The sequence below is a fragment of the Geobacillus sp. B4113_201601 genome, assembly GCF_001587475.1.
GTDB classification, from domain to species: Bacteria; Bacillota; Bacilli; order Bacillales; family Anoxybacillaceae; genus Geobacillus; species Geobacillus icigianus.
In genome coordinates this window covers 20412-36353 of record NZ_LQYX01000047.1, presented here as the reverse complement: position 1 = coordinate 36353, position 15942 = coordinate 20412, and the positions used below count along the sequence as shown (strand labels likewise).

24 protein-coding genes and 2 pseudogenes are annotated in these 15942 nt (G+C 53.5%); 19 read left to right on the top strand and 7 right to left on the bottom strand.

The features are described 5' to 3' along the window. Nucleotides 1-120 precede the first annotated feature (120 nt). From B4113_RS07395 to B4113_RS07375, 6 genes and pseudogenes are all read left to right on the top strand, one after another. Entirely contained in the window at nt 121-1560 is a 1440-nt protein-coding gene (locus B4113_RS07395; RefSeq protein ID WP_033843951.1) for an NAD(P)/FAD-dependent oxidoreductase, read from the top strand. Nucleotides 1561-1771: 211 nt separating this feature from the next. After that, nucleotides 1772-2224: a stage III sporulation protein AH gene (locus B4113_RS07390; RefSeq protein ID WP_081897220.1), complete on the top strand. Its 453-nt coding sequence runs from the start codon at nt 1772-1774 to the stop codon at nt 2222-2224. 68 nt (nt 2225-2292) lie between these two features. Then, nucleotides 2293-2462, top strand: a pseudogene (locus B4113_RS18655) (transposase); the annotation flags it as partial. Nucleotides 2463-2970: 508 nt separating this feature from the next. After that, on the top strand, nt 2971-3984 hold the full coding sequence (bioB, locus tag B4113_RS07385; protein WP_033843950.1) for a biotin synthase BioB: 1014 nt from the start codon (nt 2971-2973) through the stop codon (nt 3982-3984). Between the two features lie 248 nt (nt 3985-4232). After that, the gene (locus B4113_RS07380; RefSeq protein WP_033019954.1) at nt 4233-4466 is read left to right on the top strand and encodes a YozE family protein; all 234 of its coding nucleotides are present in this window, start codon (nt 4233-4235) and stop codon (nt 4464-4466) included. Between the two features lie 153 nt (nt 4467-4619). Then, a complete protein-coding gene (locus B4113_RS07375; RefSeq protein WP_033019961.1) occupies nt 4620-5267 on the top strand; it encodes a hypothetical protein in 648 nt (215 codons plus the stop codon). On the opposite strand, the gene B4113_RS20945 is transcribed toward B4113_RS07375, so the two are convergent. Beyond that, nucleotides 5233-5361, bottom strand: coding sequence for a hypothetical protein (locus B4113_RS20945; RefSeq protein WP_255358704.1), 129 nt, complete (start codon nt 5359-5361; stop codon nt 5233-5235). The two genes, B4113_RS07375 and B4113_RS20945, sit on opposite strands and share 35 nt — an antisense overlap. Nucleotides 5362-5490: 129 nt before the next feature. Between B4113_RS20945 and B4113_RS07370 the strand changes: the two genes are divergently transcribed. Beyond that, nucleotides 5491-5670: a YozD family protein gene (locus B4113_RS07370; RefSeq protein WP_033019951.1), complete on the top strand. Its 180-nt coding sequence runs from the start codon at nt 5491-5493 to the stop codon at nt 5668-5670. A gap of 48 nt (nt 5671-5718) precedes the next feature. On the opposite strand, the gene B4113_RS07365 is transcribed toward B4113_RS07370, so the two are convergent. Further along, nucleotides 5719-6825 carry a DUF2515 family protein gene (locus tag B4113_RS07365; protein ID WP_033843949.1) on the bottom strand — a complete coding sequence of 369 codons (1107 nt, stop codon included), beginning with the start codon at nt 6823-6825 and terminating at the stop codon, nt 5719-5721. A gap of 159 nt (nt 6826-6984) precedes the next feature. Here B4113_RS07365 and B4113_RS07360 point away from each other — a divergent pair, with 159 nt between their 5' ends. Together B4113_RS07360 and B4113_RS20080 are read left to right on the top strand one after the other, a co-directional pair. After that, nucleotides 6985-7302 carry a hypothetical protein gene (locus B4113_RS07360; protein WP_033843948.1) on the top strand — a complete coding sequence of 106 codons (318 nt, stop codon included), beginning with the start codon at nt 6985-6987 and terminating at the stop codon, nt 7300-7302. A gap of 153 nt (nt 7303-7455) precedes the next feature. Continuing rightward, nucleotides 7456-7620, top strand: coding sequence for a hypothetical protein (locus B4113_RS20080; protein ID WP_165570927.1), 165 nt, complete (start codon nt 7456-7458; stop codon nt 7618-7620). 122 nt (nt 7621-7742) lie between these two features. Here the strand turns inward: B4113_RS20080 and B4113_RS20075 are convergent, their stop codons facing one another. Next, on the bottom strand, nt 7743-7901 hold the full coding sequence (locus B4113_RS20075) for a hypothetical protein (RefSeq protein WP_165570926.1): 159 nt from the start codon (nt 7899-7901) through the stop codon (nt 7743-7745). Between the two features lie 112 nt (nt 7902-8013). Here B4113_RS20075 and B4113_RS07355 point away from each other — a divergent pair, with 112 nt between their 5' ends. After that, nucleotides 8014-8421, top strand: a complete 408-nt coding sequence (locus B4113_RS07355; protein ID WP_033019945.1) for a hypothetical protein — start codon at nt 8014-8016, stop codon at nt 8419-8421. Between the two features lie 21 nt (nt 8422-8442). Here the strand turns inward: B4113_RS07355 and B4113_RS19460 are convergent, their stop codons facing one another. Further along, nucleotides 8443-8622, bottom strand: coding sequence for a hypothetical protein (locus B4113_RS19460; protein ID WP_153017138.1), 180 nt, complete (start codon nt 8620-8622; stop codon nt 8443-8445). Nucleotides 8623-8703: 81 nt separating this feature from the next. On the opposite strand from B4113_RS19460, the gene deoD reads away from it, so the two are divergent. Both deoD and B4113_RS07345 read left to right on the top strand, forming a co-directional pair. Continuing rightward, the gene (deoD, locus tag B4113_RS07350) at nt 8704-9414 is read left to right on the top strand and encodes a purine-nucleoside phosphorylase (protein ID WP_033843947.1); all 711 of its coding nucleotides are present in this window, start codon (nt 8704-8706) and stop codon (nt 9412-9414) included. A 41-nt stretch (nt 9415-9455) separates the two neighbouring features. Continuing rightward, entirely contained in the window at nt 9456-10346 is an 891-nt protein-coding gene (locus B4113_RS07345) for a D-alanyl-D-alanine carboxypeptidase family protein (RefSeq protein WP_033843946.1), read from the top strand. A 381-nt stretch (nt 10347-10727) separates the two neighbouring features. Here B4113_RS07345 and B4113_RS07340 read toward each other — a convergent pair whose 3' ends face one another. Beyond that, nucleotides 10728-11450, bottom strand: coding sequence for a class I SAM-dependent methyltransferase (locus B4113_RS07340; protein WP_033843945.1), 723 nt, complete (start codon nt 11448-11450; stop codon nt 10728-10730). A 187-nt stretch (nt 11451-11637) separates the two neighbouring features. On the opposite strand from B4113_RS07340, the gene B4113_RS07335 reads away from it, so the two are divergent. From B4113_RS07335 to B4113_RS21140, 3 genes are all read left to right on the top strand, one after another. Continuing rightward, a complete protein-coding gene (locus B4113_RS07335; protein WP_172418547.1) occupies nt 11638-12516 on the top strand; it encodes a cation diffusion facilitator family transporter in 879 nt (292 codons plus the stop codon). A gap of 291 nt (nt 12517-12807) precedes the next feature. Further along, nucleotides 12808-13140 (top strand): Loki-CTERM sorting domain-containing protein, encoded by a 333-nt coding sequence (locus B4113_RS18650; RefSeq protein WP_231559835.1) that lies wholly within the window; start codon nt 12808-12810, stop codon nt 13138-13140. Nucleotides 13141-13231: 91 nt separating this feature from the next. Beyond that, entirely contained in the window at nt 13232-13318 is an 87-nt protein-coding gene (locus B4113_RS21140; RefSeq protein WP_153017139.1) for a YjcZ family sporulation protein, read from the top strand. Nucleotides 13319-13524: 206 nt separating this feature from the next. On the opposite strand, the gene B4113_RS19845 is transcribed toward B4113_RS21140, so the two are convergent. Beyond that, a complete protein-coding gene (locus B4113_RS19845; RefSeq protein WP_156102723.1) occupies nt 13525-13692 on the bottom strand; it encodes a hypothetical protein in 168 nt (55 codons plus the stop codon). A 60-nt stretch (nt 13693-13752) separates the two neighbouring features. Here B4113_RS19845 and B4113_RS18640 point away from each other — a divergent pair, with 60 nt between their 5' ends. The 4 genes and pseudogenes from B4113_RS18640 to B4113_RS21135 all read left to right on the top strand — a co-directional run bounded on the left by B4113_RS18640 (nt 13753) and on the right by B4113_RS21135 (nt 14428). Then, the gene (locus B4113_RS18640) at nt 13753-13851 is read left to right on the top strand and encodes a YjcZ family sporulation protein (protein WP_011231081.1); all 99 of its coding nucleotides are present in this window, start codon (nt 13753-13755) and stop codon (nt 13849-13851) included. Between the two features lie 33 nt (nt 13852-13884). Then, nucleotides 13885-14031: a YjcZ family sporulation protein gene (locus B4113_RS18635; RefSeq protein WP_081897218.1), complete on the top strand. Its 147-nt coding sequence runs from the start codon at nt 13885-13887 to the stop codon at nt 14029-14031. 135 nt (nt 14032-14166) lie between these two features. Next, nucleotides 14167-14280, top strand: a pseudogene (locus tag B4113_RS19455) (DUF1028 domain-containing protein); the annotation flags it as partial. 31 nt (nt 14281-14311) lie between these two features. Next, nucleotides 14312-14428, top strand: a complete 117-nt coding sequence (locus B4113_RS21135) for a putative peptidoglycan binding domain-containing protein (protein ID WP_081897301.1) — start codon at nt 14312-14314, stop codon at nt 14426-14428. A gap of 126 nt (nt 14429-14554) precedes the next feature. On the opposite strand, the gene B4113_RS07325 is transcribed toward B4113_RS21135, so the two are convergent. Continuing rightward, nucleotides 14555-15922: an MATE family efflux transporter gene (locus B4113_RS07325; protein ID WP_033843943.1), complete on the bottom strand. Its 1368-nt coding sequence runs from the start codon at nt 15920-15922 to the stop codon at nt 14555-14557. Nucleotides 15923-15942 lie beyond the last annotated feature (20 nt).

Sequence of the window (15942 nt, the reverse complement as noted above, 5' to 3'; positions counted from 1 at the left end):
CACAACCAACAAAAGACGAACATTAATTTCATTTAAATAAAAAAAGTTCGTTTTTTTATTGACGAATCCCCAAATGTTCCGTATACTTTCGAATGGAACTTGAAAAATGGGGGATGGATCATGAACAATCATTATGATGTCATCGTGGTCGGCGCCGGGCCGGCCGGCATTTTCACTTGCTACGAACTGACGCGCAAACTGCCTAGAGCGAACGTGCTCTTGATTGATAAAGGGCATGATATCTATAAGCGCAACTGTCCGATTTTACAGAAAAAAATTGAGAAATGCCCGCCGCCGGCCGGAAAAAAAGATTACGCCGGCTGTGTGCCGGCCTGTTCGATCACGAACGGCTTCGGCGGAGCGGGGGCGTATTCGGACGGCAAGTTCAACATCACGAGCGAATTCGGCGGCTGGATGACCGACTATTTGCCAGCTTCGACTGTACTTGAGCTCATCCGCTATGTCGATGAGATCAACTTGAAGCACGGAGCGACGACATCGATCACCGACCCGATGACGGACAAAGTGAAAGAGATCGAGCGGCGCGCCTACGCGGCCGGATTGAAGCTATTGCGCGCCTATGTCCGTCATTTAGGTACCGAACAAAACTTGGAAATTTTAAAAAGCATTTTTGAATATTTGCGCGAGCGGATCGCGATGCGCTTTACAACGGAAGTGGAGGATATCGTGACAGAGCGGACAGAGAGCGGCCACCGGGTCAAGGGAGTCATGTTGAAAAACGGGGAAACGCTGACGGCGGAAAAGATCGTCATCGCTCCGGGGCGCGACGGCTCGGTTTGGTTGAGCAAAATCTTGCGCAAGCGCCGTTTGCGGATGATCAACAATCAGGTGGACATCGGCGTGCGCGTGGAAACATCGAACATCGTCATGCAAGAAATTAACGAACATCTGTATGAAGGAAAGTTCATTTTCAACACATCGGTTGGAACGCAAGTGCGCACGTTTTGCAGCAACCCGTCCGGACACGTCGTGGTGGAAAATCACTCCGGCATTATGCTCGCCAACGGCCACGCGTACAAAGATCCAAAACTCGGCAGCGACAATACGAACTTTGCCCTTCTTGTTTCACATAAGTTTTCCGATCCATTTGACAAGCCGAACGAATACGCCCATGAAATTTCTCGGCTGGCGAACGCTTTGTCCAACGGCGGCATCATCGTGCAAAAATACGGCGACATTCTCAAAGGAAGGCGCTCGACGGAAAAGCGCATCAAAGAAGGGTTCATCGAACCGACGCTCAAAGAAGCAGTGCCGGGCGATTTAGGCCTCGTTTTGCCGTACAACACGATGAAAAGCTTGATCGAAATGACGGAGGCGCTCAACCATGTCACTCCGGGGCTTGCCTCTGAGCATACGTTATTCTATGGAGTCGAAGCGAAATTTTACTCGGCGCGTCCGAAGCTGAACGACCGTTTTGAAACCGAGATCGCCGGGCTGTATGTCGGCGGCGACGGCGCGGGGATTACGCGCGGTTTGGCACAGGCGAGCGCCTGCGGCGTCTGGATCGCCCGCGACATCGTGGAAAAATTAGGAAAATGAAAAGGGGCTGACCCCAAATGCTACGCTAACGCGTGTTTTTAGGAAAAGAATAAAAAGTCGCTCGATCTTGGCGACCGTCCGCTTGTCTTTCAAGTCATACCGCATCTTGTCCCGTTCTTCGGCGATCGTCTGGTCGATCTCCTCCAACACCTGTTGCAGCGTGAAAAATAAAGATGATTCGATTTCTTTTCATGTGGGAGGAAGAATACAAATGATTGTTATTAAACAAAATCCAGAGAAAGATGTATACAGGAATTTGCTTGATTTATCTTTTGAAATTTGTGATCAATTTCATCTGGTGCTAAGAAAAGATATGGGACCCTTAACCACATATGAACCAATTTTAAAGAGGCTTGAAAATTCATTAATCGTAATGAAAGAGGAATCAGAGTGGGCAAGCACGATTCTAGGTAGTGGCCAAACAGCACTAGTTTATTACTATCGTACGGATGCAAATGCTAATAAGGTATTAACAGAAGTTACAAATTCTTTATACGACTGGGTTCAACCTCACTTACCAGAAGATTTATCCTTCTTTAAACAAGGAAAGGAATGGTTAGTGACAATTAGTCATGAAAAAGAAAGTTATATCTATACAGAAGACGAATATGAAATCAAAAAAGTGATGGGTATAAAAGGACTGAAATTAGAGATTGATCGCTAGGCTGGAGAATTTAACATTTTTTGAAAGAAGTCTTCCACCTCTAATATAAATGAAAGATTGTTATATCAATGAAATTAGATGATAATAATAATGAATGTTGTATTATCATCTTGTTCTGGTTGTAAAATATCGCAGACAAGTTATTGATGGCACCATATCTGACTATGCAAAAGATATGTTTGTTAGACTGAGGGATAATTATAATATTTCCTCGGTAGATCCGTCAAGTGGGCTCGATCCTCAACCAAAATGTATTTCGGATCGGTGAGATTTTTTCCAGCAGAACCATCTTGACGAAGTCCCATCCTCTCCATAGTATCCATGGGCGATTGGCGTTCGGGTGAATAAGCTACATGCTTATTTATCGGTCACAATGGACACAAACAGTTTTGCACACGGTCGAACCACTATTAAAAAGCACGTCTTTTCAAACTGTTTGCATTCATCATTCATTATGGTAAGGAGAGATGGATTTTCATGCCTAGAAGGCTGGTGAAAAACCGCTGATTCCCTTCATCAATGGAAGAATGATTGAAAAGCAGGCCCGATAAAACAAGGTTTTTCTAATTGAGAAATGACATTGGAAAGCTGTATACCCCGTTAAATCACCAGCCTCCTAGGTGAGGAGTAAAATTTACTCATGGGTGTTTTTTGTGAAAATAGTAAACTTAATCATTAAATAGGTTGACAAAACTCTGCTCCGTGCCCTACGATAAATGTAACGAAGTGGAAAGGGGAGCGGAATGATGGGGAATTGGATAGAATTGGCAGAACGCGTGTTAGCAGGGCATGAGTTGACGGATGACGAGGCGCTGGCGATTCTCGACTGTCCGGATGAGGAGCTGCTTGCCTTAATGCAAGGGGCGTATCACATCCGCCGCGCCTATTACGGCAACAAAGTGAAACTGAATATGATCATCAACGCCAAATCCGGGCTCTGTCCGGAAAACTGCGGATATTGCTCGCAATCATCGATTTCAACCGCGCCGGTCCAAACGTATAAAATGGTCAATAAAGAAACGCTCATTCGCGGCGCGGAAGAGGCGTATCGCCTGCAAATTGGCACCTACTGCATCGTGGCAAGCGGGCGCGGGCCAAGCGATAAAGAGATCGACATCGTTGTGTCTGCGGTCAAGGAAATTAAAGAGCGGTTCGGGCTGAAAGTGTGCGCCTGCCTTGGGATCTTAAAGCCGGAGCAGGCTGCGCGGCTGAAAGAGGCGGGGGTGGATCGCTACAATCACAACATCAACACGTCGAAAGAGCACCATCCGAACATTACGACGTCCCATACATATGACGATCGGGTGCGGACGGTGGAAACGGTGAAAGAAGCCGGGATTTCGCCTTGTTCCGGGGTCATTATCGGCATGAAAGAGACGAAGCGAGATGTCGTCGACATGGCGCGCAGCCTGCGGGCGCTTGACGCCGACTCCATTCCCATCAACTTTTTGCATGCGATTGACGGCACACCGCTGGCGGGGACGAACGAACTGAACCCGCGCTACTGTTTGAAGGTGCTGGCGCTGTTTCGCTATATCAACCCGACAAAAGAAATCCGCATCGCCGGCGGGCGGGAAGTGAATTTGCGCTCGCTCCAGCCGCTCGGGCTGTATGCCGCCAACTCGATCTTTGTCGGCGACTATTTGACGACCGCCGGACAAGAAAAATCGGCAGACTATCAGATGCTTGAGGACCTTGGATTTGAGATTGAGTTTGCCCCGGCGCCACAGGCCGAAGTCGGCGAAAAGGCATGGATATAAAGGACGATGGAAAGACGCTTCCTTGTTGCCGGGAGCGTCTTTTTTTCACGCTCCGCTCCTATTTTGCCCGCGCTTAGCGGACCGAATGGCCAACTTCCGGTTCCGCTGGCGCTGCCGGTCGGCCCATCATTGGCATGAAAAAAGCGCTTGTTGCGTACGATGGCAATACGAGAGGCAAAAAACGACTTCACAAACCGTTCGGCGCTCATTATAATAGCAACAAAGAGAAAGGAAAGGGATGGGGGAATATGGAAAAAACATTTTACCGCTACTTATTGCGTTTCCGTTATGGGCATGCGGAAGACCCGATCGTTCGTTTTGCGAACGGGGCGTATGCTGACCATAGTTTTCCGAAAGGATCGGTCGATTACGAAGAGCTAAGCGGCTATTTAGAGTTGAACGGCGATTATTTGGAAAGCATGGCCGTCTTTGATGAACTGTGGGAGCAGTTTGTGTATGAGGCGTCGCCACGAGCCCGCTGACAGCGAGGGCGGTCGCCGCATCGTAAGGAGGCGTTCCCGCTTTGTTTATGGGAGCGCTTCCACAACGTCTTTTTCCGCGCGCCAGAAGGTGTCCACCTCGTTTGCCTTGCATATACTATACTAACCATTTGTTCAAAAGGGTGGGAGATGCCGATGAGCGCGCCGAAACGCCCGAAGTTTTCCATTGGCGATGTCGTCGTCAACACATTGTACGGAACGGTCGGAACCGTCACCGGCATTCAGCAGGTTGACGGCACGTTTTTATATGAAATCAACCATAGCCATAGCTTGTTTGCTGAGCAAGCGCTCGTTGCCTTGTCCGAGTTTGCCGGTGATTTATGGATTGTCGAGGAGGTCGAAATCGAACTGCCGTTTTTCCTTGGCGAGATCGTCCGCGTCCGTGATTATGGCGGCCATTTGTTTAAAGTCGTCGGTGTGCGGACGGAAATTTACCGCTACTACGGGGAAGGATGGGAAGAGACGATTTACGAGTTGAAGCGGTTGACGGACGGATGGGAGATTGAAGTGCCGCTTGAAGACATTATTCCGGTGGCCCTAGGAGAAGAGACGTCCGTCACGCTCGTGCAAGATATTGTCATCGCGATGCCAGCACTTTGGCCGCTGCCGGCCGACAACCGAAGCAGCGGGCCGTCTGTTGATGAACTGCTCGATGTGTACAATGATTATAAAGCGCTGTACGAATGGTTCGGGGATGAACAATATAAACAAATGATGGAAACGGTTGTCCAACGTCTACGAACGATCGTCAATCACCAAAACATAGAAACTGATAAAGGATGAAGAGAAAATAAGGAACGCCAGCCCACATGACCAGTGCGCCGAGCCCGTTGACGACTGTTTCCATCATTTTGTCCGCCGCTGTTGGCTTGTCCATCGGTTTCGCCTCCATGTTTTCGTATGGTCAATACATACATATGGGGAAGAGAACGAAGATAGAACAGCGTCATTTTTGACATAAAGGAGAAAGCCGTGACATACAACATTACAAAGGGGGCGAGAGGCAGTGAAGGAAATTGAAGTGGTGATCGACACGGAAGAAATCGCGGAGTTTTTTTATGAACAGCTGATCCGCCGCGGATTTGTGCCAACGCAAGAGGAACTTGCGGAACTGGCTGACATTACGTTTGACTATTTGCTGGAAAAATGCCTGATTGATGAGGAAATCGATGTCGACGACGAGTGACAGCTCGTCGTTTTTGTCGTCTTGGCGAAAGAAAGCCATGAGGAAAGCTCACTCGGCTGCCTGAGCGGCGGCTTTCATCATGGCCAAATGCCGCTCGTAGCGGCCGGTCATGTCGCCGGAAGCCGGGAGCGGAAGCGTTTCAAGGGCGCGGATGATCGTATGATCCGTGAACCAGTCGCGCTGATCGGAAAACGAATGAATGAGATCGGGCCACACGGATTCCAGCGTTGGGCTGTAAAGGCGGTGTCCGCCGCGGTCGGCGGTAAACCGCTGCGGCCAAAAATCAGCGCGGGAGCCGCTATGAGGGACGCGGCGGGCAAACCGAACAGCGCCGCGAAACAGCCGAGCATCGAATAAAAGCAAGCTGTACAGCGTTTTGCCGATATGAATGCGGTGGTGGACATCGATGAAATCACGCACCGTCGTGCCCGCTAGATTGACGCGGCCGTTTTGCTCAAACGGGATGAGCACATCGTTGAAACCAAGCCATTGCTCGACGATAAACGGCCAGCTTGACAGCACGCGGGCGCGGAAAAACGGGTGCTCGACGACGCGGAGCTGGATGTAGTATTGTTCGTTCACGATCAAGGCGACCGTGAGAAGCGGGGCGTCCCCGGTGTGCCAAAAAAGTTCCCACAGCGGCTGCATAAACGAGGACACGCCCAATGCCGGCAACAGGTGAAAGAGCGGCGTTCCTCTGCGCTTGCTTTCCGCATACAGCAGAAGCTGCGGATAAGCGTCATGAAAAATTAACGCGTTGGCCCGCTCCAAAAACAGAAAAAGGGGAGCGATCATTTCGTTCGACAGCAAGCGCGGCAGCAAACCGCCGCGCAAGTCGGTCATATTCCAGCCGCCGTTGCGTGAGACAAGATGGGCCAAAAGCGCCCAGTGCAGTTCGGGATAGCGCTCGAACATGGCCAAGTAAGCGGCGGTGCGCGTGACGTTGTTGCGGTTTTGTTCCGCTGTCGCCCGCCGGATGGCGGCGATGATCGCCTCCTCTTCCGGACGCGCGGGGCGAGGCGGCCGGGCGGCGCGGCGAGCGATCAGTTCGTGAAGCAAACCGGCGTCGGCGAGGCGGACCGGATGGCGGTACAAAAAAGAGCGATAGGCATGCTGCAGCGGGTGGCGCAGCCAATCGAGCGGATGAAAGGGCATCGATCGTCTCTCCTTTCGATGGGTAGAAGGGCTTTGATTTCGTCCAATGGATATCCTTTCGACAAAAGACGGGCGGTTTTGCTGAAGGAATCGACATTGGCAGTCACCAATAGTATAAGATACAGACGACCGATTTATAGGGGAAAGGAGAGGAAAACGATGGTTCGCTTCTGGGGGAAACGGAGATGGATGAGCAAACGCGTGTACGAGGCCGTCGTTTTTCAAACGCCGCGTTGCGGGGAGCCAAAAGGCTATCGGCAAGTGTGCCGGCTGACGGTGACGGCATCAAGCCACGATGAGGCGCTGTCGATCATCTATCGGACGTTCAATGTTGCCGACTTGATGCCGAAACATTGCCAAGCCCGATTTATGGGGACGGGGGATATCGTCTTGATTGATGAAGGGCGGAAAGGACAAACGTACTATCGCCTTTGTCCTGACGGCTGGAAACGAGTCGAACGTCAAGCGGTTTGTTGACGGAATATTCATATTGAACGCTAAGACGATTGTTGACGGAATATTCAAAAAGATAGTCGCCTGCTGCGAGCGAAAATGGTATAATAAAAGAAAAATGTCGAATAAAGCCCGGCGCTTTAGGGAACGGATAAGAAAGGAAAGGGGGCGAAGGCGATGGAATTTCGCCGTCAGCGGCGTGACGTGCCGACAGTGGCGCCGGGCATCGACGACGACGAGGAGCTGAACGAACCGGCGACGAAAGAAGAGATCGAGCGCGGGGACTATACGAGAGTCGTCACGCTCGCCTGGGATGAAACCGAACCGGCGGAATCGCAATAGGGGCCGACCGGAAAGGCGACCTCCCCTCAAGAAAGACACGATTGTGGCAAGGAAGCGGCTGGTGCTTCTATATAGCGATGAGAGAGGGTGTCCCAGTCCTTTTAGGACACCTCCGCGGTTGGCTATGATTCTGGATGCTGGTGATGACCCGGCCCGTTTTTCCGGCCGCCGGCGGCGGAGTACTCTTTGGCGTGCGCGGCGTCTTCAGCGATTAACGCTTCCTTTGGGATATGGTTGTTCTTTTTCTGCCCGTTGATGCGATTGCGGTGCTTTTTGCCCATTGTTTTCCCTCCTTGAACCGTTGTCATTGGTAGTGTATGCGGGCTGGCGGCGGTTCATCGGCGGAAAATGTTTGCAGGCGGGCGCGCAAAAAAGAAGGAAGGGGACGAAACGATGACCGCACTAGCGTTATCGCTGCTATTATGCGGTGCTTTGATCGCAGGGTTGCTTTGGCTGAAAGGGCAAGTCGAGCGGGTGTTGTTCCGCTGGAGGAACGTTCCGTTTCTCCATGCCGTCAATATTGTCGTCATCGCTGCTGTCGTCGCGGCTTCGTATTACCGGTGGAGCGGCATCGGCATTTATTTGCGCGACTTGGCGGACATCAGCGGTTTTTGGTACGTGTTCGCCGGTGCGATGCAGCTTGTCTTGCCCCTTTACTTGTTTGCCTGCTGGCTCGCTGCTAGATGGCGCGAGCGCGAGAAAAAATATACGCGCAGCGAAGACAAAAAAGTGCTGTATATTAACGAACGATATTTGGCGCGCCGTCATCGCGGCGATGACCGTCGTTCCAAAACATCTTGAAAAAGGGAGAGCGGCTCTCCCTTAAAATTTTGTCTTTCCCTTTTTGGATGTCGATGGTTGGTTGTTCGATTTGGATGACGGATTGGTTTTGTTGGCGTATTCAACGGCTTGCTCCAGTTTCTTTTTCATCGTTCCTGCCCCTCCTTTCCCGCTGATGCCGGCCTTCATCGTGTGCCCGCCCGCCGCTGTCGCTACTCTCAACGAGGACTGCCATTTTTCGCAAAGATGTGATATGATAAACGAGAGCATCGACTGATGAGATCATCAAAAGGAGGAATTCCGTTGAGCGTCCACATCGGAGCAAAACAAGGGGAAATTGCGGAGCGCATTTTGTTGCCGGGCGATCCGCTGCGCGCCAAATACATCGCGGAAACGTTCCTTGAGGGAGCGGTATGCTATAACGAAGTGCGCGGCATGCTCGGGTTTACGGGCACGTACAAAGGGCACCGCATTTCAGTGCAAGGAACGGGCATGGGTGTTCCTTCCATTTCCATTTATGTCAACGAGCTCATTCAAAGCTATGGGGTGAAAACGCTCATCCGCGTTGGAACGTGCGGGGCAATTCAGCCGGATGTGCGCGTGCGCGACGTCATTTTGGCGATGAGCGCTTCGACCGATTCGAACATGAATCGGCTCATTTTCCGCGGCCGCGATTATGCGCCGACCGCTGACTTTCAGTTGCTGAGGGCCGCCTATGACGCGGGCGTTGAAAAAGGGCTGGCGCTCAAAGTCGGCAATGTGTTTACCGCTGATATGTTTTACAACGATGAGCCGAACTGGGAAACGTGGGCTCGCTATGGCGTCTTGGCGGTCGAGATGGAGACGGCGGCGCTCTATACGCTGGCGGCCAAGTTCGGTTGCCGCGCGCTGTCTGTGCTGACTGTGAGCGATCATATTCTCACCGGTGAGGAAACGACCGCCGAAGAACGGCAAACGACGTTTCATGATATGATGGAAGTAGCACTGGAGGCCGCCATCCGCAGCGGCGTGTGATGAGGTGTGGAAGCGGCCTCGAACGAAAAGGGGAAAAATCGATGAAACAGCCATGGCAAGCGGCAATGCTGGCGTGCTTATTGCTCGCCGGCTGTCAAGCAGGGGAAAGCGCCGATCACCACACGGCCGGCTCGTCGGGACAGCCGCCGGTGAGTGCGGCGCCGAGCGATCGATCAGGGGAAACGCCAGACGGCCCAAAAAGCCCACCAAACGGCGGGACGCCGCCGGCAGCGAATGGCGGTCAGCCGGGGGCATCCTCACATTCCCCTCATCCGGCCGCTCCTGACTTGCAGCTTGAGGAGAAATATTGGAATGTCGTCAAAGTGCAAAACGGACAAAAAGTGATCATGAATCCGGACAACATTTTGGTGCTTGTCAATAAAGAGCAGTCGCTTCCACCGGGCTATAAGCCGGCCGATTTAGTGGCGCCGCGCGTGCCGTTTTCCTTTGCCGACCCGAAGGCGGAAAAGCGGTATATGCGAGCGGAAGCGGCGGCGGCCTTGGAGGAAATGTTTGCCGCCGCCCGCCGTACCGGCGTAGAGCTGGTGGCTGTGTCCGCCTATCGGTCGTATGAGCGGCAGCAGGAGATTTTTGCTGCAGAAGTGCGGAAAAAAGGTGAGAAACAAGCGGTTCAAGCTGTCGCCCACCCGGGGCAAAGCGAACATCAGACTGGTTTGGCTGTGGACATTAGCAGCCGTTCGGCCGGTTATCAGCTGACGGCGGCGTTCGGCGCGACCAAAGAAGGGAGATGGGTTGCCGCCCATGCGCACGAGTACGGGTTTATCATCCGCTATCCGAAAGAAAAGGAAGCGGTGACCGGTTACGAGTATGAACCTTGGCACATCCGTTATGTCGGGAAAAAGGCAGCAGCGGTGATGAAAAAGCGCGGCTTGACGCTCGAAGAATATTTTCGAATGGTGAAAAAAGTGTAGCCAGCCGCGGTGGAGATGTCTAGGAGGATGGGAATTTCATCCTAGATACGGGTTTGCCATGTTATTTCCTTACATCACCGCCCTTCCAGAACCGGTCGCGTTTGGCGTGTGAATTCACGAAAAAGGGGTTCCGCTCATGGCGGAACCTCTTTCTTTTTCGCGCTGATCAGCGGTGGAGAGCTCTTTGGCGCCTCTTGAGCCCAAACGCCGCGGCAGCGCCGGTGTCAGGTGGCGGCGCGCGTCGGCTAGAGAGGCGCCGCCGTTTTGACCGATCCGGCATCGCGGGAAACGGCTGTACAGCGCGTTCTTTTCCTCTCCCCTTGCTGCTTGACGTCTCCGCTGTCGCGGGCAGCGCAGCATGGGCCTTCGCGCGCAGGTCGTTCATTGGGAGAGAGCGTCGGAAAGCGGCTTTTCACACCAAAAAAGGCAATAGCCAAGCCGATCGCCAAATTGAGCGGTCAACTGTTGATGCGTCTGCCATATGCGTTCCGCTTCTGGCGCCGGCGGAAAGGCGATCATGATCGGGGCAGCGTTGGGCGGCGCTTCTGCTGCCGCTGCATAGGAAAAATGCCGGCAACGGAATTCGCTCTGACGAAGCGCCTCTTTCCATTCCGCCGGCGTCAACAGCTGCCTAAAGCCGTAAAAGGCGGCGATGCGTTGCTGTTCGGCGGCTGACAGCCGTTGATGGCAGGCTTCAATGCCGATGAATGTGCCGCCTTGTTTCAGCACGCGCCGGATTTCGGCGAGCGCTTCTTTTAGGGACACGAAGGCGAGCACCGATTCAGAAAGAACGAGATCAAACGTTTCAGCAGGAAACGGCAGCGCTTCGACGGATGCGCGCTGCAGCTGGACGGGAACTTTCAGGGCGGCGAAGCGCTGTTGGGCCTTGGCGATCATCGTCGGATGGAGGTCAATGGCGGCAACGTCCGCCCGATACTGCTTGGCGATATACGCGGCTGTCTGACCGGTTCCGCACCCGACATCGAGCACGGATGTGGCGCGGTCAATATTAAGTTTACGTAAGATTTGTTTTGTTAACTCAAAGCCGCCGGGATGGGCACCGTCAATTCCCATGTCCGCCAGCCAATCCAAGTACGAAGGCATCGACTTCCTTCCTTTCGCTTCGATTTAGTTTATCATACGCCGGCGCCCTTCTTTTTGCCTTTAGGAAAAAAAGTTTGCTTGTCTTTATACTTGTGCAGCAAGGAAATTTTCTTGCTGTAGACCCAACCGCCTCTCAGCTGGTACACTGATACATGCAACGATCAGATTCGTTAGGTTGGTGAAGGATATGGAATGGAAACAGCGGCCCGAGGCTGGGGCGTTCTTGAGCATCGTCGTCTATCTTTTGCTTGCCGCCGGCAAGCTGCTGGTTGGGGAGGCGGCCGGTTCGGATGGACTGAAAGCCGATGGTTGGAATAATTTCAGCGACATCATTGCTTCTTTGGCTGTTTATGTCGGCATGAAAATCGCCAGAAAACCGCGCGATTGCAACCACCCGTACGGACACTCGCGCGCGGAGAACATCTCTTCCCTACTGGCCGCCTTTTTGATGATGTCGATTGGCATCGATGTCATTGCCGGCGGCGCCCGCTCGCTGTTTCAAGAGGAAACAACGGCGGTGCCCGATCCGTTGGCCGCGGCGGCCGCTGCTGTTTCAGCGGCGCTGATGACGGGCATTTACGCCATCAATCGGCGGCTCGCCCGCCAGACGAACAGCGCGGCGCTGGCGGCGGTGGCAAAAGACAATTTGTCGGACGCGCTCGTAAGCGTCGGGGCGGCCGTGGGTGTCATCGGCGCCCGCTTCGAATGGCCGTGGCTCGATCCATTGGCGGCGCTCGTCATCGGCGCGGTCATTTGCAAGACGGCATGGGACGTGTTTGTCGATACGGCGCATACGCTGACGGACGGTTTTGATGAGCGGAAGCTCGCGGTGTATAGAGACGAAATCGCCGCGGTTGGCGGCGTTCGCGATGTCGCCGATATTAAAGCTCGCTTGCTTGGCAATGAGGTGGTGCTCGAAGTCACGATTCGCGTCGACTCGCACTTGACGGTGGCGAAAAGCCATGAGATCGCCGACGAGGTGGAGCGCTTAATGAAAAAGCGCCACAACATCCAAGCTACGCACGTTCACGTTGAGCCGCAATCGCGCGCAGAACGGCAAGGTTAGATCAGGCCGGACGGTTTGTCTATCGCTTCCGCTACGGTTGGCGGCGCTCCCTTGAAGAGAAAAAAAGGAAAAGGCACGGATCCGAACGAGAAAATGGTGGCGGCGAAGCTCGGGTGGTGATGGAAAATCGTCCGTTGGCGCGCCGCGGCCTAGTAGAAGCCATCCTCGCCTTTGACGACTAGTTTTTTCGCAACCAGCAAACAGATTAGAACGGTTTATGACAGAAAGGACGTCAATGGATGGCGATGCAACAACACTTTCATCCGGCAGTCGATGAGGCATACAGGCGCTATGCGCCGGCGGGCAACCGGTCCATGCTGGCTCCATTTCACCGCCGCATCCCAACCGGATTTAGAGCGCCTTCTCTCGTCATGGTCGCTCCACCCGTTCGCCCAAAAACGGCTGATCGATGGAACGGACATCCCAACCGTCGAGAGCGTCATTTTTTTACCGATGATGTTTATGGCCAGCGTCTATGGCATGAATTTTACGTTCATGCCGGAGCTGAAATGGAGATACGGTTATCCGCTCGCATTGCTCCTTATGGCCACTGTCGCCGCGCTCATCGCCCTCTATTTCAAACGAAAAGGCTGGTGGGGGGAGACGGGAACGACAGAAAAATAAGGGTTTTGCCGGAAAAATGGGCATTTGCCCGGCCATTTGGGCGGGCGGGCGCATATGATGGTCCCGTCAATCCATAAGGGAGGTGCCCGCCATGAGCGGTTTTGTCAGCAGCGGTTATACACTTGTGATCGTCTTGTTTATTTTATTGATTATTGTCGGTTGTGCTTGTGTCGGTTGATAAGCGGCAACATGGAAAAACAGAAACGTTTCATGGGCAGCGCGATCTGCCCTTCACCCATGGATGAAAATCCCACGCCAGTTCGGCATTTTCACGGAAAACAGGTCAACAGCGCGGCCAAGCAAAGCCGCAAGGAAGCGGGGACGGGTGCCGCCCCGTTTTGTTGTGGCCTGCCGGACTTTTGTATAGATAAAATTAGGCAGGGGCTATATAGGAAGCGAAATTCGCTGCAAGCGTAACGGCGGCCCGGTGGACGGGCCGTCTTTCTTATTGCCATGGGCGGCAAATGACGCTCGATCTTGGGCAATGCTCTTTTGCTTGGAAATGTTTTCCTCGTCGCCATGCGCGACAAATACCCATTTTTGCTGAAACACCTAACCATTTCCTGATTTTTGAATAGTCTACTAGTACAAAAACGAAGGAGGTGCTGGCAAATGGGTGCAGCTTACGGCGGCGGATTTGCGCTGATCGTCGTTCTGTTCATCTTGTTAATTATTGTTGGATGCGCATGTATCGGTGGTTGGGTCTATTGATGAGCTCCACCTGCTAGCAAGGAGGTGACGAAAATGCCATACGGCTTCTACGGGGGCTGGGGCTGCGGTGGCTACGGCTTTGGCTATCCTAGCTACGGCTATCCTGGCTACGGCTATGGGTTCGTGTTGATCGTCGTCTTGTTTATTTTGCTCATTATCGTCGGAGCCACTTGGTGCTAAGCGGATGATGAGCAAGCGAGGGGGAAGCGGCCGGACAACGGCAGCTTTCCCCTTTTGTCATAGGCAGGAAGGTCGAGGGGGAGAGAAGAATTTGTAAGAAGAAGCAAAATGCAACACAACGTGGAGGGTGAGAACATGAAACGCATTCCGAAAGACGTAGTGGCGACGTTTTCGATTGTCGCCTTTGATCCGGCGACGGGGGAGCTCGGCATCGCTGTTCAGTCAACATTTTTAGGTATCGGCGGCGTGCGCAGCGGACGATGAGGCGCTCCATCAGGCACTGACGACGTATATACATACGGAAAATTTTGAGGAGCGCGAGCTGGAAAAGGGAAAGATCGACCTTGACGTGCTCGCCTATATGAAACAACAGCCGTCGCCAAAGGCGGCGGACTAAACAACAGCCGGTTGTCAACCGGAACGTTTGGCGGCTTGTCCGTTTTGACATCGTCGCAATGAAGGATGCCCCGAATGATGGGCATCCTTCGCTTTGTTGATAGGCCGCGGCCCGGGCGCCTCTGCCTTACGAGGCGAGCGGCGTGCGCCGATTTCCGTGGCGGCGCCAGACGGCCCGCAGGCGGAAGCTGAGAAAGAGCGCCCCGGCAGCCAATCCGGCGATGAGGCCGATCCAGTAGCCAAACGCCCCGGCGTCAGTCAGCGAGGCGAGCGCCCAGCCGACCGGAAGCCCGATCCCCCAGTAGGCGAGCAGGGCGGACCAAAATACCGCCTTGACCTCTTTATAGCCGCGCAGCGCTCCTTGAATGGGAGCGGCGATCGCATCGGAAAATTGGAAGAAAATGGCGTACAACAAAAACGTTTTTGTCAACGATGCTACGGTCGGATCGTTGGTGTACAGCTGCGCGATGCTGCCGCGGAAAACAAACAGGAGCAGGGCGGCAGCGGCGGCGACTGACAACGAGAGGCCAAGGCCAATCAGGCAATATTGCTTTGCCGCTTCTTCGCGTTTCGCTCCCGCCTCGAAACCGACGGCGATCGTCAGCGCTGTCGACAAGCTGAGCGGGATCATATACAGCAAGGACGCGAAATTCATCGCGCTTTGGTGAGCGGCGACAGTTTCCGCGCCAAATCGCCCGACTAGGAGCGTCACGGCAGCAAAAATGCTCGTTTCAAAAAAGATGGCTGCCCCGATCGGAGCGCCCGTTTTAAGCAGCTCTTTCCACGCGGCCCATGAAGGCCGGTAAAAACGAGCGAGCACGCGGTATCGCGACAAGCGGCGAAACTTCAGAGCGGCGAAGGCGGCGGCCGCAAAACAGTACGCGTACGTTATCGCCGTTGCATAGCCGGTGCCGATGCCGCCAAGGCGAGGAAACCCGAAATGCCCGTAAATGAACAGCCAGTTAAACAAAACGTTTATCGGCAGAGCCGTGAGCGTAATCCACATTGTCACTTTCGTCTGCCCAAGCGCATCGATCCAATGGCGTAGCGCCGAATAAAGAAAAAGCGGGATGATTCCCAACGACAAGGCCAGCAAATAATGGGCGGCAATGAATTGAACATGTGTTGCCAAGGACATGGACCGTAAGACGAGCGGAACCACGCCGGCGCCGATGAGAACGATGATCACAGCGAGCGCAGCCGCCAAATAAAGCGCTTGTGTGACAATGTGCGCGATGTCTTTGTGGCGTCCGGCCCCGAAGTGCTGGGAAACGATCGGAGACAACGCGAGCAAAATGCCGCCGATGCCGGTAAATACCGGCACCCACAAACTTGAGCCGATCGCCACGCCGGCCAAATCTTCCGCGCTCGCGTGTCCCGACATCGCGACATCAGCCACGTTCATCATGTACTGACCGGCCTGGGAAACGAAAATAGGAAGAAACAACGCGAACAAACGTCGCCATTTGTGATCTACGGGAACCGATGCTGCCATGATGACCCTCCTTTCCGTCT

Bases quoted from the DNA above. Each gene is read 5' to 3' on its own strand.
- B4113_RS07395 (WP_033843951.1), top strand. From the start codon at position 121: ATGAACAATCATTATGATGTCATCGTGGTCGGCGCCGGGCCGGCCGGC.
- B4113_RS07390 (WP_081897220.1), top strand. From the start codon at position 1,772: ATGATTGTTATTAAACAAAATCCAGAGAAAGATGTATACAGGAATTTG.
- bioB (WP_033843950.1), top strand. From the start codon at position 2,971: ATGGGGAATTGGATAGAATTGGCAGAACGCGTGTTAGCAGGGCATGAG.
- B4113_RS07380 (WP_033019954.1), top strand. From the start codon at position 4,233: ATGGAAAAAACATTTTACCGCTACTTATTGCGTTTCCGTTATGGGCAT.
- B4113_RS07375 (WP_033019961.1), top strand. From the start codon at position 4,620: ATGAGCGCGCCGAAACGCCCGAAGTTTTCCATTGGCGATGTCGTCGTC.
- B4113_RS20945 (WP_255358704.1), bottom strand. From the start codon at position 5,361: ATGGACAAGCCAACAGCGGCGGACAAAATGATGGAAACAGTCGTCAAC.
- B4113_RS07365 (WP_033843949.1), bottom strand. From the start codon at position 6,825: ATGCCCTTTCATCCGCTCGATTGGCTGCGCCACCCGCTGCAGCATGCC.
- B4113_RS07360 (WP_033843948.1), top strand. From the start codon at position 6,985: ATGGTTCGCTTCTGGGGGAAACGGAGATGGATGAGCAAACGCGTGTAC.
- B4113_RS20080 (WP_165570927.1), top strand. From the start codon at position 7,456: ATGGAATTTCGCCGTCAGCGGCGTGACGTGCCGACAGTGGCGCCGGGC.
- B4113_RS20075 (WP_165570926.1), bottom strand. From the start codon at position 7,901: ATGGGCAAAAAGCACCGCAATCGCATCAACGGGCAGAAAAAGAACAAC.
- B4113_RS07355 (WP_033019945.1), top strand. From the start codon at position 8,014: ATGACCGCACTAGCGTTATCGCTGCTATTATGCGGTGCTTTGATCGCA.
- B4113_RS07345 (WP_033843946.1), top strand. From the start codon at position 9,456: ATGAAACAGCCATGGCAAGCGGCAATGCTGGCGTGCTTATTGCTCGCC.
- B4113_RS07340 (WP_033843945.1), bottom strand. From the start codon at position 11,450: ATGCCTTCGTACTTGGATTGGCTGGCGGACATGGGAATTGACGGTGCC.
- B4113_RS07335 (WP_172418547.1), top strand. From the start codon at position 11,638: ATGGAATGGAAACAGCGGCCCGAGGCTGGGGCGTTCTTGAGCATCGTC.
- B4113_RS18650 (WP_231559835.1), top strand. From the start codon at position 12,808: ATGCGCCGGCGGGCAACCGGTCCATGCTGGCTCCATTTCACCGCCGCA.
- B4113_RS21140 (WP_153017139.1), top strand. From the start codon at position 13,232: ATGAGCGGTTTTGTCAGCAGCGGTTATACACTTGTGATCGTCTTGTTT.
- B4113_RS18640 (WP_011231081.1), top strand. From the start codon at position 13,753: ATGGGTGCAGCTTACGGCGGCGGATTTGCGCTGATCGTCGTTCTGTTC.
- B4113_RS18635 (WP_081897218.1), top strand. From the start codon at position 13,885: ATGCCATACGGCTTCTACGGGGGCTGGGGCTGCGGTGGCTACGGCTTT.
- B4113_RS07325 (WP_033843943.1), bottom strand. From the start codon at position 15,922: ATGGCAGCATCGGTTCCCGTAGATCACAAATGGCGACGTTTGTTCGCG.